The sequence below is a fragment of the Microcoleus pseudofavosus SVA1_A4 genome (assembly GCF_036700565.1).
Taxonomy (GTDB): domain Bacteria; phylum Cyanobacteriota; class Cyanobacteriia; order Cyanobacteriales; family Microcoleaceae; genus Microcoleus.
This window is the reverse complement of sequence record NZ_JAUBPE010000002.1, coordinates 107,498-123,588: the sequence shown is the minus strand read 5'-3', so window position 1 is coordinate 123,588 and position 16,091 is coordinate 107,498. Positions and strand designations below refer to the sequence as shown.

The following is a 16,091-nucleotide window of genomic DNA, read 5'->3' as shown; positions in this document are numbered from 1 at the left end:
CGGAATTGATATAACTATACGCAGAAACCCGATTTCTTGGAGAAACCGGGTTTTCTGGTGCGGCGCGGCAACTACAAACTGTTACCTACCAGCGCGGGGAAAAAGTCTTTTTTGCGAAACTGTAAAGTGTTATTTTCGCAGTCTATCGCAATTGTATCACCTTCAACAAACGCATTTTCCAGAATCTTGTTAGCCAGCGGGTTTTCCAACTCCCGCTGGATGGCGCGTTTCAAGGGACGAGCGCCGTAAACCGGGTCGTAACCGACATCTGTGATATGGTTTTTCGCAGCATCCGACAGTTCCAAAGTAATTTTTTGTTCCGCCAACAACCGCTCGATCCGCTTCACTTGAATGGTGACTATTTGTCGCAGTTCCGTCTTGCTCAAAGTGTGGAACAAAATTGTCTCGTCCACCCGCTGAAGAAACTCCGGTCGGAAGTGCGATCGCAGCGCTCCCATCACCCGTTTTAACATTTGCTCGTATTCTTCGTCTGTCTCCCGTTCTTGAGTCAATAAATTTTCATTTTCACTCTTGTTTTCACTCTTAGTTACTACAGTATCAACATCAACTCGCTGGGCAGACACCTCCACAGTACCGTCGGCTGCAACTTTATAATCTGTCTTGTGACTTGACAAATCTTTCGTTTCCTGCTTCCGAGTTGCAGTTTTTTTAGCGGTTTTTTCCTTCTTGGTAAACACGTCTAAAATGTGGTCGCTGCCGATATTGCTGGTCATCACAATTACGGTATTTTTAAAGTCAACCACTCGACCTTGAGAATCGGTAATTCTGCCGTCATCCAACACTTGCAACAAAATGTTAAATATATCGGGGTGCGCCTTTTCCACTTCGTCAAACAGCACCACCGAATAAGGGCGTCTCCGCACTGCTTCCGAAAGTTGTCCCCCTTCATCGTAACCGACGTATCCGGGGGGAGCTCCTACCAACCGGGAGACGTTTTGCTTCTCCATGTATTCCGACATATCGATGCGGACGATCGCATCATCGCTGTCAAACAAAAACTCAGCCAACGCCCGCGCTAACTCTGTTTTGCCGACGCCTGTGGGGCCCATAAACAAGAAAGAGCCGATCGGTCTCCCCGGATCTTTCATCCCCGCCCGAGCCCGCCGAATAGCCGCTGCAACCGCTGTCACAGCCTCCTGTTGACCGATTACCCGGTGGTGCAAATGCTTTTCCAATTGCAGCAATTTTTGGCGTTCGGATTCTAACAATCGGTTGACAGGAATTCCCGTCCATTTTGCAACAATTTCGGCAATGTCGCCCTCAGTAACTTTTTCCCGCAGCAGGGAAGAACCTTGAGCTTGCTGTTTCAAAAGTTCCGCTTCTTTCGCTTCGCGATCGCGCACCGCAGTTTCCAACTTGCCGTACTTCAACTGCGCGGCTTTATTCAAATCGTAAGCTCTTTCTGCTTGTTCGATTTGCACTCGCAGTTGGTCTTCTTCTGCTTTCAATTTATTGATTGCATCCAGCAACTGTTTTTCGCCCAACCACTGAGAAGACAATTTTTCTTGCTTGACTTTTAAGATGTCAATCTCAGATGTGATGCGTTCGACGCGGAAGCTGAGCCCAGGGGCTAGAGCACCTTTTCCTTCGCCTTCGATCGACAATTTTTCCATTTCCAACTGCATCACCCGGCGGTCGATTCCTTCCAATTCCACAGGTTTAGAGGTAATCTCCATTTTCAAGTGGGCGGCCGCTTCGTCTACCAGGTCGATCGCCTTGTCCGGCAAAAAGCGATCGGAAATATAGCGAAAAGACAAAGTTGCAGCAGCTACCAAGGCCGAATCGGTAATTTTTACCCCGTGGTGGCGTTCGTAACGGTCTTTCAATCCGCGCAAAATCGAAACAGTATCTTCAACGCTGGGTTCGCCGACAAATACTTGTTGAAACCGCCGTTCTAGGGCCGGATCTTTTTCAATATTCTTGCGGAATTCGTCGAGAGTTGTAGCGCCGATGCAGCGCAATTCGCCCCGGGCTAACATCGGTTTCAACAAATTTCCCGCATCCATTCCCGAACCGGAACTGCCGCCGCCGCCGGTGCCGACAACGGTATGCAATTCGTCGATAAATAGGACAATTTGCCCGTCGGAATCGATGACTTCCCGCAGGACAGACCGCAACCGTTCTTCAAATTCGCCCCGGAATTTTGCCCCAGCAATTAAACTGCCCATATCCAGGCTGAATAGCTGGCGGTTTTTCAAAGATTCCGGTACGTCGCCGTTGACAATTCGCTGGGCCAAACCTTCGGCGATCGCAGTTTTTCCGACTCCGGGATCGCCAATTAACACCGGATTGTTTTTTTGGCGGCGGGAAAGAACTTGCACCACGCGGCGGATTTCCTCGTCGCGGCCGATTACTGGGTCGAGTTTGCCGGCTTTGGCTGCTTCTGTCAAATCGCGGCCGTATTTGCTGAGGGCGTCGGAGTTGGCTTCGCCATCTCGATCTGGGACTTTAGCGTTGCTGCGGCTTGCTTTCCCCGTTTCGGAATTTTTTTCTGGGACTTTTGCAGTAGCGCGGGCAGATTTGATTGCTTCTTCGAGTTTTGGGCGATCGATCGTACCGATTGGGGCTTGGCGATCGTAACCGGGGCGACCAGGCGGCCCGTCGCCTTTTGTCAGCAAGCGGCGGCCGACTCGTTCGTCTTCTAGCAAGCCAATTAATAAATGTTCAACGGCGATAAAATTATCTTGCCAAGTCACTCTGGCAGACTCGGCAGCATCTAACATCACGTCTAAACCGCGACCGAGGTATAGTTGGTCAGCGTTGGCAACTCTGGGCTGTCGTTTGGCAAAGGCTTCTAATTGTTGGCCAAAGCGGACGACATCTACTCCAGCCAAGCTGAGAATGGTGTTTGCTAAGCCAAGTTGTTCGAGAATGGCGATCGCTAAATGTTCAACCTCTAGCTGCTGATTGGCAAAGCGGCGGGCTACATCCTGGGATTTGACAATGGCTTCCCAGGCTTCATCTGTAAATTTGCTAGGGTCTGTTGGCTGCACGTTGGTTCCTCGCAATCAAGGGGATTCCTGTTGTTATCCGTTAAGACATCGTCTCACAACCATCATAATCTTTAAACACGATTGTGAATTTCTGAGTGCGGTTAACTAGGGCGGAAGTTGCAACATAATTCACCTCGAACCAAAGGTTACAGTCCGCAATCCACGGCGAAATTTTGTGCTGTCAGACCGGATCGGGCGATTTCCTTCGGGATAGCTGCGCTGGCGCGTACTTATGAAAATATAGTGGTTCTCGATTGCCTACAATACTGTAGGGACACGGCAATGCCGTGTCCCTACCAAATATCTATACGGCTCGATTCCAATTTGCGATCGACTGAAATTTATGCTATTTCCCACTTACCAATTTCTAGTATTTTTCCTAATTATTTTTAGCGCTATCCTCTCTTTGAAACCGCAAGTCGATTTGTATAAAATTGTCTTGCTATTTTCCAGTTTACTATTTTATTCCTTTTGGAGTTTCGACTTTCTCTTGCTCCTCGTTTTAGCCACTGCCTACAATTATATCATTCTCCGGGCTGTCTGCCACGGTAAATATAAAAAACTTGCTTTAATCTCCGGCCTAATTTTCAACATTGCCAATCTCGGCATCTTTAAATATTGCAACTTCTTTGTAACTTCCTTATTTGAGGTACTGAACCAGCTACAAATTCCAGCTAGCTTTCAAGTTTTGCAAATAATCGCCCCCGTCGGCGTGTCATTCTACACATTTAGAATGATTTCCCATTTAATCGACTGCTACCAGCAAAAAATCCCCTATCCGAAATTTGTAGACTACGCCACCTACATTACCTACTTTCCCCAAATTGCCTCCGGGCCAATCTCGCGAGCTCGCGAATTTTACACGCAGTTAAATTCACCGAAAAAATATGACTATCAAATCGAAGAAGTTATAGTTTTGATTTTGTCTGGACTCTTCAAAAAATATACTTTATCGAGCTTTTTGTTTAACTTCACTCAACTACCATTCAAAGTCCCCCAGCAGTACAGCAGAATCGATTTAATCCTCGCGGCAATTTCCTATTCTTGTTTAATTTACGTAGATTTCAGCGGCTACTCGGATTTAGCCAACGGTATCTCCTGTTTGCTGGGTTTCAAACCGATCGCCAACTTTAATATGCCATACCGATCGCTCAGCTTGCAAGAATTTTGGAAAAGGTGGCACATCAGTCTTTCCGAGTGGCTGAGGGATTACGTTTACTTTCCCTTGGGCGGCAACAAATACGGCAAGTTGAGGAAGTACGTAAATTTACTGATGACAATGGCGATCGGCGGATTTTGGCACGGCGCAGGTTTAAACTTTATTGTCTGGGGCTCAATTCACGGTTTAGGATTAGTTGTCAACCATTTATGTAAAGATATCCCCCAAGCTATCGGCTGGAAATTAGACTATTCCTTTCCCAGATTTGCTCAATTTTGCAGTTGGTTATTAACATTTAGTTTTGTTACTTGTAGCTGGGTATTTTTCGGCACTCCTAACTGGGAAACTGCGGTGATTTTTTTTCAAGGAATTGTCCATCCTGCGGTTGCAACTTTTCAATTTAACTTTTGGCAATTGTATTTAGTAATTGCAGTCATTGGCGCGATCAACTTGTGGGGCGATCGCATTTCCCAACTATTGCAAGTCCTGTTTTCCTTAAAAAACATATTTTTTCGGGTTGTCTTAGTTTCGCTGTTCGTGTATGCTATTTTGATGCTTGGCCCGAGCACCGTCCCGCCTTTTATCTACTTTAATTTCTAACAAATATGAGAGACCGAGAAATTTTGCTAATTGTTACTTCTGTAATTCTTACTTTGATATTTTCCAACTTATCTTTATTTCTCAAAAGTTTCTCCTCAACTCCTTTCGCAAGTCCCGAAATAAAACAAGCAGCACGACAGGTAGAAATCGACGGTTTTCGGAAATCCGAACAAGATTTTTGGAGCAAAATTAAAGATATTGACTTCGATCGCATCCCCCCAAAAACTCAAACTGCTAAGATTGAAAAAACGCCAATTGTTCCACCCAAAAAACCAACTCAAAAGCCAACCGCAGTCAAACCGAAACTCACCAGGCCTTATCGCAGATTTTTGTTTGTTGGAGATTCAGTAATGTTTGATTTAGGGATTCAACTTCAGTACACGATGAAGCAAAAATATCAGATTGCTGATACTAAACTTGACTACAAAGTATCTAGCGGATTAAACCGCATAGATTATTATGACTGGTATGCCAGAACCCAAAAATTGCTCCGGGATTACCAGCCGGATGTCGTGGTCATTTTGTTCGGAGGAAACGATCCTCAAGATATCACGGATTTTCAAGGAAAACACCGGGCAATCGCGACAAAGGAATGGCAAAATGCTTATCAAGAAAGAGTAGATAAGTATGCCAAATTACTTGAGTCATCTTCGGTGAGAAAAGTGTATTGGATCGGTCAACCGATATCCAACAAATCTCGCTATGCTAAATATTTTCCCGTAATGAACGAGACATATAAAAATGCCAGTATATCTTCTGCCAAAATCGAATTTATTTCTACCTGGGATGCTTTTGCCGAAGCAGATAGATTTGTTCCCGTGGTTGCTGACAAATCGGGGAAGCGAGGATATGTCAAAATTAATGATGGCGTGCACTTTACTTCCCACGGTGCTAAAATTATCGGCGATTTAATTGCTGACAAAATGGTCGCTGACCAAGTTTTAAAATCTCCCAAATCTCCCAAATCTCCCAAAAAGAAACCCTAAACTTTAGCTTGCTAACGGTGCAGGGGCGTCGCATTGTTAATTCCTAAATTTGATAGTTTAAGCCAAATAGCCAGCAATTTTTCTAGTATGTGGCAAAAAAGTTACTTGCAGCAGTTTGTACCGTCAGTGCGATCGCATCAGTAGGGTCATTCGATTTTAGATTTTGGATTTTGGATTTTGGATTGATTCCACCAAGATAAACAGTGGCTAATGACTTTGGTCGTAGTTACAGCAATGGATTTTTGTTTTGTGCAGATGAACTCACCGTTTTCTCGATTCTGTTCAACCTCGTCTCTGGACGTTTAGCACTTTGAATCCAAAAGAGAATGTTTTTTTTAGTGCTGTTATTGAATGCTGTAAAGCATCTGTTCGCAGTCTCGTCTAACGCCAAGGCTTGTTTTAAGTCTTCTGGAATAATTAACGCTTCGATCGCATCTAAGATCGTCCATGAAAAATCTTGTTTTGCCGCTGCAATTTTTGCTAACCCCGCCTCGGTCATCTGTCCCAGCGCGATCAGTTCTTCGATATATTGCTTGTTCAGTTTCGACCATACACTTTTGGGCTTGCGGGGTGTGAAGATTTGCCGATAACGCGCTTCGTCCAAGGATTGGACTTTGCTATCAATCCAACCAAAGCAAAGTGCCTCTTTCACGGCTTCGCTGTACAGAACGCTCGGGCGACCGCTTTTGACCTTGTAATAGACTAGCCAAACGCCGATCGAGTCCTGATGATTTTGCTCCAACCATTGCCGCCAGCAGGCGCGATCGCTGGCATAGATCGTATCGAGCTTGTCCTCAAATTTCAACATAATCAAAGAATGGTCTATCATCGACAGTAAGGTGCGCCGGAACCAGAGTTAGAAACTAACTCAAAAAGTTGGTTTCCGGGGCACCCTAGCAAGAGAGGTTCTAGGATGCGCTTACCGCAGCTACTTTCTGACTGCTGCTGCTTTGATTTTCCAGTTGAATTAACTCAACTTTATATCCATCTGGATCTTCCACAAAAGCAATGACTGTTGAGCCGTGTTTCATCGGCCCGGGTTCGCGACTAACTTTACCGCCGCGAGCTTTAATTTTATCGCAAGTAGCGTAAATGTCGTCAACGCCGATCGCAATATGACCGTAAGCATCCCCTAAATTGTACTCTGCGACGCCCCAGTTGTATGTTAATTCCAAAACTGTAGTGTCTGATTCGTCGCCGTAGCCAACAAAAGCCAGAGTAAATTTACCGTCTGGATAGTCCTTTTGCCGCAGCAATTTCATCCCCAGAACCTCGGTGTAAAATTTGAGGGACTCTTCCAGGTTGCCGACTCGGAGCATCGTGTGTAGTAGTTGCATTTAGCTCACTCCAAATTTTTTAAGCTTTATTCAATTTTAGCGATTTCCTGCTGAAAAAACTCGCCCCTCAACAGTCGCAGTTGCAACAGGTTGACAACTGTCTATTGTACTTCCACCACACCTCGAAACATATTCATGCCGCAAGTAAATGGGTATCGTCCAGGTTTGTCAGGGGTGAACTCAACAGCCGTCACCCGATCGAGAGGTAATTCTCGCACAATGTGAAAATCTGGTAACAACACTTTTTCTAAACAACTATTGGGGTCACGCCTCAAGAAATTGAGCCGGACTAATTGACCAGCTTTTACAACTACGGTAGCAGGCTCATAACCTCCATCTACAGTAATAGTCAACTCTTGTATCCCCTGAATAGATTCAGCTTGCTGCCCTTTAGATTTATTGAACAAAAACCACCACAACTCCAAACCAATTAATGTCAAACCACCTATTGTGACACCAACTTTCAAACCTAGTGGCTGTTCAATGCTGCGGAATTGAGTTGTTGAAGTAGGATGCTCGACGGACATTTCGGAAGCTTTTACTCCCGATGCCATTCCGATCGCAATTCCTAAACTCGCGAGAGTCACCCAAATTTGACGATGATATAACATTGATCTAATTCCTCCTAAGTTAGGCAATAGATTTGGGTTTGAAACTACGCAATCGCAAAGCATTAGTCAGTACGGAAACTGAACTAAAAGCCATTGCCCCGCCGGCGATAATTGGATTGAGCAGCCAGCCAAAAATTGGGTACAAAATGCCCGCTGCTATCGGTATTCCAGCGATGTTGTAAATAAAGGCAAAAAACAGATTTTCGCGGATGTTCCGCATGGTGGCACGCGACAGTTGAATGGCTGTAACTATGCCTTGCAAGTCTCCAGAAATTAGGGTAATGTCGCTAGCTGCGATCGCAATATCTGTACCGGTACCGATCGCAATTCCGACATCCGCTATTGCCAAAGCTGGTGCATCGTTAATCCCATCTCCCACCATCGCTACAATCTTGCCTTGTGCTTGCAGTGCCTTGATTTGAGCTACTTTTTTATCTGGTCTAACTTCAGCAAAAACGCGATCGATCCCAGCAGAAAGTGCGATCGACTCCGCAGTCGCGCGGTTGTCCCCAGTCAGCATCACCACCTCCAAACCGAGTTTTTGCAGCGCTTTCACCGCCTGTGTTGACGACGGTTTGAGGGCATCCGCAATTCCCATTATCGCCTCGATTTCCCCCTCAAAGGCCATCCAAATCACCGTTTTGCTGGTAGCTTCCAAAGCTCTGGCGCGCAGTTCCAGATATTCAGTATCAAAACCTAGTTCCTGCATCCACCTGAGCGTTCCTAGGGCGATCGACTTTCCGCCTACAACCCCGCGCACGCCACTTCCTGCGATCGCCTCAAAATCCTTAACATCAGTCAAACTTACTTCTTGAGATTTAGCGTATTTAACAACAGCTTCACCCAAAGGATGCTCCGAATTTTTCTCGACAGACGCTGCCAATTGCAGCAACTTTAACTCATTACTATTCGCCGTGCCTTTAATGCTCACAAAATCAGTAACAGTCGGCTTACCTTCAGTAAGAGTTCCAGTTTTATCTAACACAATAATTTGAATTTTGTGAGCCAATTCTAAACTCTCAGCTCCTTTAATTAAAATCCCATTTTCTGCGCCTTTACCCGTGCCAACCATCACAGCAGTCGGAGTTGCCAAGCCCAAAGCGCAGGGACAGGCAATAATCAACACTTCCACCATTGTCACCGTTGCCAAAGTTATATTTCCAGTCGCATTAAACCAGACGATAAAAGTAGCTAAAGCAACGGCAATTACTGCGGGTACAAACCAACCTGTCACCTCATCTGCTAACTTTTGAATCGGTGCTTTAGACCCCTGGGCATCCTGCACCATCTTGACAATTTGAGCTAAAAATGTGTCCTTGCCAATCCTAGTAGTGCGAAACTTAAAACTGCCAGTTTTGTTAATTGTGGCTCCGATAACTTCAGCACCAAGCTGCTTTTTGACAGGCACACTTTCTCCCGTAACCATTGCTTCGTCTACTGTGGAAGAGCCTTCAATCACCTCTCCATCTACGGGGATTTGCTCGCCCGGCCGCACCTGCACGATGTCGCCAATTTCCACTTGGGCTAATGGCACTTCCAACTCTTCCCCGTTGCGAATTATCCGAGCAATTTTCGCTTGCAAACCCATGAGTTTCCGAATGGCTTCGGAAGTCTCTCCCTTCGCCCGATTTTCTAGGGTTTTCCCCAACAAAATTAAGGCGACAACGCTAGCGGCAACTTCGTAGTAAACGCTAGGAGTCAAACCTTGGGCGGTGAAAAAACCCGGGAAAAATGTCACAAATACAGAATAAAAGTAAGCAGCACTCGTACCCAAAGCAATCAGGGTATCCATTGTCGCCACGCGCCGTTTTAGGGATTTCCAAGCTCCCACATAAAACGATTTGCCACACCAAAATTGTACTGGTGCTGTCAGCACTAATTGCAGCCAAAAATTGTGCAGCCATGCGGGAATAAATGGCAGGTGCAAGCCCGTCATTGCCGGAATACCGCCCACAACCAGCAGGATGCTGATGATACCTGCTGTCCAGAGTTTCCGCTGCAAGTTTTGAGATTCAGATTTGCGATCGGCTTGTTCTGAATCATCCTCACCCGCCGCCATTTCTTGAAGCGGCAAAGCTTGGTATCCCGCAGCATCAACAGCCGATTGAATTGTTTCTAAGTTGGTTTGCTTCGAGTCGTATTGGAGGGTTGCTTGTTCCATGCCAAAATTGACATGACACTCAATTACGCCGGGAACCGAGCGAATTGCTTGTTCGATAGAGGAAGCACAAGAAGCACAACTCATGCCCCGCAATTTAAGTGTGAGATTGTCCATAGGGGTACTCCTAAACTAAATAAGAGCGCAGGTTGCCAAGGTATTTAGTAATTGGCATGACCTAGTTGCCCAATTACAGAGGAGAATTGCGCTCGAAATGAGTGGTGCGGTTGCTGGACGCTGTGGTTGTAATGTTCAGCATTTCACCATAAGATGAAATTAGGATGAAATTGTTGTATTCCTAAAGTTAGAAACCGCTGGCGTTGACCTTAAAATTAATCGACTGGGTAGCCAGCAGATGCGATCGCTTTCCTAACTTCACTTTCCGACTTAGCGGTTTGAATCGTGACCGATTTTGTCTTGAGATCCGCCTCAACAGTGGCGGCTGAGTCAATGGTTTGGACTGCTTTTGTTATTGTATTCGCACAAGCTGAACAAGCCATCTTGGGAACTTTTAGCTGTAAAGTCATAGTTTGAACCTCAGCAGAAACTACTCCGCTCAATAAATGAATTAACTCCATTGTAAAGTCTCCACTTAGCAGGAGAGTCAAGGGGGAATTGCGAAATAAATCAGGAATTATGAAAAAAGTGGTTTGACACGCTACCCATAGGGGTAATTGGCTGCTGAGCTTGGTTGAGGAGTCTGGGAGTTGATACATGGCGGTGATGTGAATCGCTTCGGAGGCTAAGGGTTTGACGCTAAATTGACACTAATGGGCTCTTGGACTGTCCTTGCGCGGATCGATAAGTAATTTTTTCAGGTGGTAATTTTACTAGGAAGTTATGATTAATAGTGCAGTTGATTCAAATCAAATCATTGATGTTGCAGTTGTGGGTGGTGGTGTTTCTGGGGCCTACGCTGCTTGGCGGTTAGCATCTCATCGCAAATCTTCTAAGATTCATCTCTACGAATTGAGCGATCGCATTGGTGGCCGGTTACTATCCATGACAATGCCGGGGATGCCTCACGTTCAGGCTGAGTTTGGTGGGATGTACGTGACGGAATCTCAGGCTATTGTCTGGGAATTGATTAAGTTTCTGAACCTGAAGACAACGGCGGTTGACTTTAGCAGTCCGGGAGTACGGGCATATGTTCGCGATCGGCATTTGTTGATGAGTGAATTTAACAAACCGGATAAAGTACCTTATAATTTAAGGCCTGATGAAGAAGGTAAAAATTATGAGGAATTGTTCGATTTGGCTGTTGGGCGGGCGATTCCCGATCAAAAATTGACTGCTGCCTATTTTGCCTCACCAAAGTGGAAGCACGATCGCGAAACGCTGAAAATTGACGGTCAACACTTGTATGATTTGAGTATTTGGGAAGTGTTGCTGAAGGAAATTAGCAACGAGGCTTACAATCTCTGTTTGGATACGGGCTTTTTCTATTCGGATTTGGGTACTTGGAATGCGGCTAGTGCGATCGCAACCAGTATATCTCTTCCCTACAGCGATACTTGGTACATGATGGCTGATGGCTACCAAACATTACCGAAAACCCTCGCGACAGAATTTGAGAGAGAGGGTGGGGAAGTGTGCCTAAATCATCGCTTAAAGACCTTCGATCGCACCTCTGAAGGGCTGATTAGGTTAAATTTTGTCGATCGCGCTGGCCATTCCCTCCCGCCCGTGTTCGCGAAACATCTGATTTTGGCAATGCCGAAGCGATCGCTAGAACTGTTGGCGGTAGAAAATCAGCAGAATTTCCTATTTAGCAATTCAACTTTTCAGGATAATATCCAAACCGTTAGCGCAGATCCCGCTTACAAACTTTTCCTCGGCTATCATACTCCTTGGTGGCACGAACTAGATATTCATGGTGGTACTTCAGCTACAGATTTGCCGATGCAAAAGTGTTACTACTTCGGTACTGAAAGCGCACAAGGGGGCGATCCAAACAATCACAACTCGCTATTATTAAGTGTTTTTCCTGATAATATTGCTGCGGGTTTTTGGCGAACGATGGCTTACAATCCAGATGAGCCAGAAAAACGTCCAGCTTTTCGCGGTGAACTACCCGAAACACGGGAATTGAGAGCTTTTCTCAAAAGTGATGGTTGTATTGCGACAGACCCCTTAGTTCCTTCTCAGGATATGGTAAGGACGGTGCAGCAACAAATCAAAGCCCTACACAATTTAACAGATATTCCAGAACCCTATACCGCCCTTTATATAGACTGGCAAAAAGATCCCTACGGGGGTGGATGGCACTCTTGGAACCCCCGCTGTCAGCCTTGGAAAGTGATGAAACAGATGCGGCATCCGGTTCGTGGTGCGAATGTTTATGTCTGCGGGGAAGCTTATTCAAATATGCAAGGATGGGTGCAAGGAGCGTTGAATAGTGCAGAATTAATGTTAGAAGAAAACTTTAACTTGAGCCGGCCTGAATGGTTGCCACAGAGTTACGATCTGGGGTTATAAAATTCATTTTAATTTTCGTCAATCCCCGTAGTAGGGACACGGCACTGCCGTGTCCCTACCTTTATAGGAAACTAATCACCGACTCCCCAAGATAAACTCTCCCACTGAGGATTCTGCAAAATAATCGCATCCTGCCGCTGCTGCAAATAACTCTGAATTTCCCCCGCCAACTCCCGACGGCGCGAGGTTCATGGCTGTTGCGACTAAATACATGGTTTGATACAAAATCCCCACGTGCTTTAATATTAGGCTGTAGGCCATTGATTCGTAGCCCCAACTTACTCTCGAAAAGCGAGAGGATAGCAGAATTAAAATCTGTGGTTCTACCTCTATTTGCACTGACAAACCCGCACTTTTTAGTAAGGTTTCTACCTGCTTTGTTTTGCCCGAAACTTTACAAAGTTGGTGATCTTGGGGTGCATAATAATACAAGCCAGCATCAATGTTTTCACAGGAATTGATAGCAGTATAAATCTCTAAATCGTAGCAAGCGCCCCCCGTTGGATAAGGTCTATTGCTGCAATCCATGTTATCTCTGGGGACAATCTCGCGCAATCTCGCGGAACGATAGAGGAATTCTCCCAATTGTTCGACAGTAATCGGCTTTTCTCCGTGTTGCCGAATTGTCTTTCTTGATTCTAAAATTGCGGTAAAAGGTGTATCTGTCTGTTTCAAACTGTCGATGTCTGGTTTATACAGATTGATAATCTCGTTGGAAGGTTTGGCTTTGAGTACGGGTGTGGGTTCGATTTCTCCTAAAAATCGAAAGGTTTTGCCCATCAGATTGGAATGTCTGCCGCCGCGACTGCGGGAGTGAAATAATAAATCGTGGAATTCCCATTGAGTTAGAGTTTCACTGTGTTCTAAGCTGCTATCATTCTTAACAGGTGATAGCATTTCAGCGGTTAGCAAAAAGCTGAGAAATAATCGGGCGGTGGCTTCAGAAATTCCCGGAATTTTGGTTAAATCGGAGATGGCTTTAGGTTGCGAGAGTTCGTTGATTAAAGCTGCGCTGCGCCAATCTTTGAGAATCATTTTGGCTTTGGAAAGGGGAGATTCTACTACAAGATGGGATTTTTCTGAGTGGCAATAGGCAAAGCGCGAAAGTTGGTACTGACTATCAGTAACTATTTCAGATAAATGCCATTTATAAGGAGTGGCTATGGGGATGACTGTAGCGATCGCACTTCCGTCAATTTCTAGAGTATGGTAAACTAAACCCAGGATGACAAATTGTTCTAGGTAGTAGTAGAATTTAGCGAGGGCGGAACTGCCATCGGTAGCAACTACCAGTTGACTTAGGGCTTTTTCCGTTGCGCCTTCGGTACACAGAACTTTAATCGCGGCGACGATTCCGGGGGAGAGTTTGCTGAGGTTGAATTCGATGTAGGGGGATTTTAAAATTAAGCCTTTTTCCGGTTCCTCAATGATAGAAATCTCTGGCTTAAAAGAAAGGATGATTTGGGGGATGGTTTCACTCATAATTCACATTAAAAGAATATCGGGAATGGGTTGATTTGCTGTTCTGGGATGGGTGCATCTAGCCAGCCTAATTTCACGGGAATGTCATAAAGTCGCCCTGGTGCTAAGCGCTTCCAAAAGTGCCGCGTTCCTGGTACTATGACTTTGACGACATTTAAGCCAATGTCGGGCCGGGTTTGATCTAAAACAAAGGTTTCTAAGCCTAAAGTTTCAGCTATTTTTACGCATTTCTCAACGTCTGTTTTTAAATCGTCGCTGGCTAAGGGGGGATAGTCAGATTGCAATTTTAAAGGTTGAGAAGGATCGGGCGTTAAATAAGGTTTATTTTCTAGGGTGGCGGTTTTGTACCACTCAACGGTGAGGCCGTCGGAAACTCCGTAATTGGTGCTACCATCGGCGTTGAAGGTTAATACTGAGGGTAACGATTGGTTGACTTCTGTTAAGGCGCGAGACAGGGCAATTTTTGGGTCAAAATGTGCGCCAAAACCGAAGATGATGTCTTCGATTTCTCTGTCGATGCGGTGAGAAATGGCGGCAAATACGGGGATGTTAAAATCGTTGGTGAGGTCTAAAACCCACAGAGTGCGGTCTATACTTTGATAGTAGTTTCTGAGTTCTTGAATGTAGGCATCGTGAAAGCTATCTAAGTCAACGGCGGGGACTTTTACTTGATTGTACCACCACAAGGCGACGCTATCTCGCTCGACTAATTCCATAAATCCTTGCAAAATTGCTTCTTCTTTGGTATTGCCGGCGGCGCTACCGTTGGAGTCGGCCCAACAGTCTGGTTTTTCGGGTTTGGGATAGCCGTAATAACAGTAAGCTGTGGGTAGATATTTGACTCGTTGATGAGTTAATGACCAAATTGGTGTCCAGTCAATTTCTCGGCTTTCATCGAAGGGTTCGGGGACTCTTTGAAAGAAGCTGGGACAGGTTCTATTCCATTCGTGGCGAGTTGTGTATTGCGCTTCACTAAATCCCATGCAATCATTGGGGTGAATGGCGGCTTCTCCCATTGTTTGATAGCTGCCTTTTTTGCGGATTTCGTCGCCTTGAAATACGCCGGAATATCTCTCAATGGCTTCTCCCAAGGCGCTGGCTTTGGCTTGTTCGTCGGTTTTGCCTTTGCCGGCACTTCTTCCCCGCAAGTTTTCTTTGAGGAAGAACAAATCATCGAACATGGTAGCGAAATTGTGGCCGGCTAAGTAGTTCGGTGTTAAAGCATTGGTTGTTTGGGGAACTTTGAGTAAACCGCGCACAACGCCGGTGATGGGACTGATTTGGCTGTCAAATTTTTGCAGGGTTTCGGTTGGGGAAAAGCCGCGATGGCCGCCGTCGGCGGTAAAGGTTTTTTTCTGGCTTTGGAGGACAAAGGGCTGGATTTCTTGGGGCTGAGGTGAACCGCATTCGGGGCATTGCGGGCGTTTGGTTATGGTGTGGTTGGTGGTTTTGAGGGTTTTGGTGTCAAAGGTAATGATGGTGTTTTCTAAGGTTTTATTATTGCCTTGGACGATCCATTTTGCTAGTTCTGCGGCGGCTAAATTTAAGCTGATTTGTAAGGTGGAAGGTAGGTAAGATGGGGGATTTAATAAGGGTTTTGAGTAGTTTTTTTGACGCTGGATGAAGCTTTGGGTGGGGCGATTTGCTCTCAGGCGTTGGGCGAGACATTCCCAGCAGGCGGTGGTTTCGGGGTGGAAAATTGGTCCAATCCAAATTGTTGCACTTGTAGGTTTTAGCAGTAGCCAAGGGCTGCCAGTTTGGAGGGCTTTTTGGTTGAATTCGCCCAGTTCTGGTTGCAGGTAATCGTCGGCTACGATCAGGGTGATATCTGCGGTGGCTGAGACTTGAATGCCGAGGGTTTCTAGGGCGCTGATGCAGGCTTCGGCTGGGATTTGGCTGTAGGAAATGACGGCAACTTTCAGGGATTGCAAGCGAGATGTGGCTTGTTGGGGGGAGATGTTTAAGAGAGTGTAGAAGGCGGCTGTTTCATCGGGGAGGGAGGTGTCGTTTTCGATGAGGTGGCCTTGTTTTTCGAGCAGGGCTAGGGTATAGTAAATTTCTGCGGGTGAGGCTTGACCTCGCAGTTGGTTGACGATTTCGTCGGCGGTGTTGCGGCCGTTAATTAAGGGGGTTAATAGTTCGTAAAGGTTGCCTGAGAGGACGAAGGAATCTGACTCGGAAATCAGGAATACTCCGACTGATTTGACGATTTCGACTGTGAAGCAATTTTTAAACTTTGGTTGGTAGATCATCCTGAATGGTGTTT

General features: G+C 45.8%; 11 protein-coding genes. 3 read left to right on the top strand and 8 right to left on the bottom strand.

The features are described 5' to 3' along the window. Positions 1–71: 71 nt before the first annotated feature. The gene (locus tag QUA02_RS01460; protein ID WP_333024722.1) at positions 72–3,014 is read right to left on the bottom strand and encodes an ATP-dependent Clp protease ATP-binding subunit; all 2,943 of its coding nucleotides are present in this window, start codon (positions 3,012–3,014) and stop codon (positions 72–74) included. 343 nt (positions 3,015–3,357) lie between these two features. Here QUA02_RS01460 and QUA02_RS01455 point away from each other — a divergent pair, with 343 nt between their 5' ends. Further along, positions 3,358–4,773 (top strand): MBOAT family O-acyltransferase, encoded by a 1,416-nt coding sequence (locus tag QUA02_RS01455; RefSeq protein ID WP_333024719.1) that lies wholly within the window; start codon positions 3,358–3,360, stop codon positions 4,771–4,773. A gap of 5 nt (positions 4,774–4,778) precedes the next feature. Further along, a complete protein-coding gene (locus QUA02_RS01450; protein WP_333024717.1) occupies positions 4,779–5,759 on the top strand; it encodes an SGNH/GDSL hydrolase family protein in 981 nt (326 codons plus the stop codon). A gap of 226 nt (positions 5,760–5,985) precedes the next feature. On the opposite strand, the gene QUA02_RS01445 is transcribed toward QUA02_RS01450, so the two are convergent. The 5 genes from QUA02_RS01445 to QUA02_RS01425 all read right to left on the bottom strand — a co-directional run bounded on the left by QUA02_RS01445 (position 5,986) and on the right by QUA02_RS01425 (position 10,392). Next, positions 5,986–6,567 (bottom strand): YdeI/OmpD-associated family protein, encoded by a 582-nt coding sequence (locus tag QUA02_RS01445; protein ID WP_333024714.1) that lies wholly within the window; start codon positions 6,565–6,567, stop codon positions 5,986–5,988. Positions 6,568–6,667: 100 nt separating this feature from the next. After that, positions 6,668–7,096: a lactoylglutathione lyase gene (gene gloA / locus QUA02_RS01440; protein ID WP_333024712.1), complete on the bottom strand. Its 429-nt coding sequence runs from the start codon at positions 7,094–7,096 to the stop codon at positions 6,668–6,670. Between the two features lie 101 nt (positions 7,097–7,197). Then, entirely contained in the window at positions 7,198–7,707 is a 510-nt protein-coding gene (locus QUA02_RS01435) for a cupredoxin domain-containing protein (protein WP_333024710.1), read from the bottom strand. Positions 7,708–7,726: 19 nt separating this feature from the next. Then, positions 7,727–9,982 carry a heavy metal translocating P-type ATPase gene (locus QUA02_RS01430; protein ID WP_333024708.1) on the bottom strand — a complete coding sequence of 752 codons (2,256 nt, stop codon included), beginning with the start codon at positions 9,980–9,982 and terminating at the stop codon, positions 7,727–7,729. A gap of 215 nt (positions 9,983–10,197) precedes the next feature. Further along, positions 10,198–10,392 carry a heavy-metal-associated domain-containing protein gene (locus tag QUA02_RS01425; protein ID WP_333024844.1) on the bottom strand — a complete coding sequence of 65 codons (195 nt, stop codon included), beginning with the start codon at positions 10,390–10,392 and terminating at the stop codon, positions 10,198–10,200. Positions 10,393–10,705: 313 nt separating this feature from the next. On the opposite strand from QUA02_RS01425, the gene QUA02_RS01420 reads away from it, so the two are divergent. Continuing rightward, positions 10,706–12,343 (top strand): flavin monoamine oxidase family protein, encoded by a 1,638-nt coding sequence (locus tag QUA02_RS01420; protein ID WP_333024706.1) that lies wholly within the window; start codon positions 10,706–10,708, stop codon positions 12,341–12,343. A gap of 75 nt (positions 12,344–12,418) precedes the next feature. Here the strand turns inward: QUA02_RS01420 and QUA02_RS01415 are convergent, their stop codons facing one another. Together QUA02_RS01415 and QUA02_RS01410 are read right to left on the bottom strand one after the other, a co-directional pair. Continuing rightward, on the bottom strand, positions 12,419–13,825 hold the full coding sequence (locus QUA02_RS01415) for a SagB family peptide dehydrogenase (RefSeq protein ID WP_333024704.1): 1,407 nt from the start codon (positions 13,823–13,825) through the stop codon (positions 12,419–12,421). Positions 13,826–13,833: 8 nt separating this feature from the next. Continuing rightward, positions 13,834–16,077 (bottom strand): TOMM precursor leader peptide-binding protein, encoded by a 2,244-nt coding sequence (locus QUA02_RS01410; protein WP_333024703.1) that lies wholly within the window; start codon positions 16,075–16,077, stop codon positions 13,834–13,836. Between the last annotated feature and the right edge of the window lie 14 nt (positions 16,078–16,091).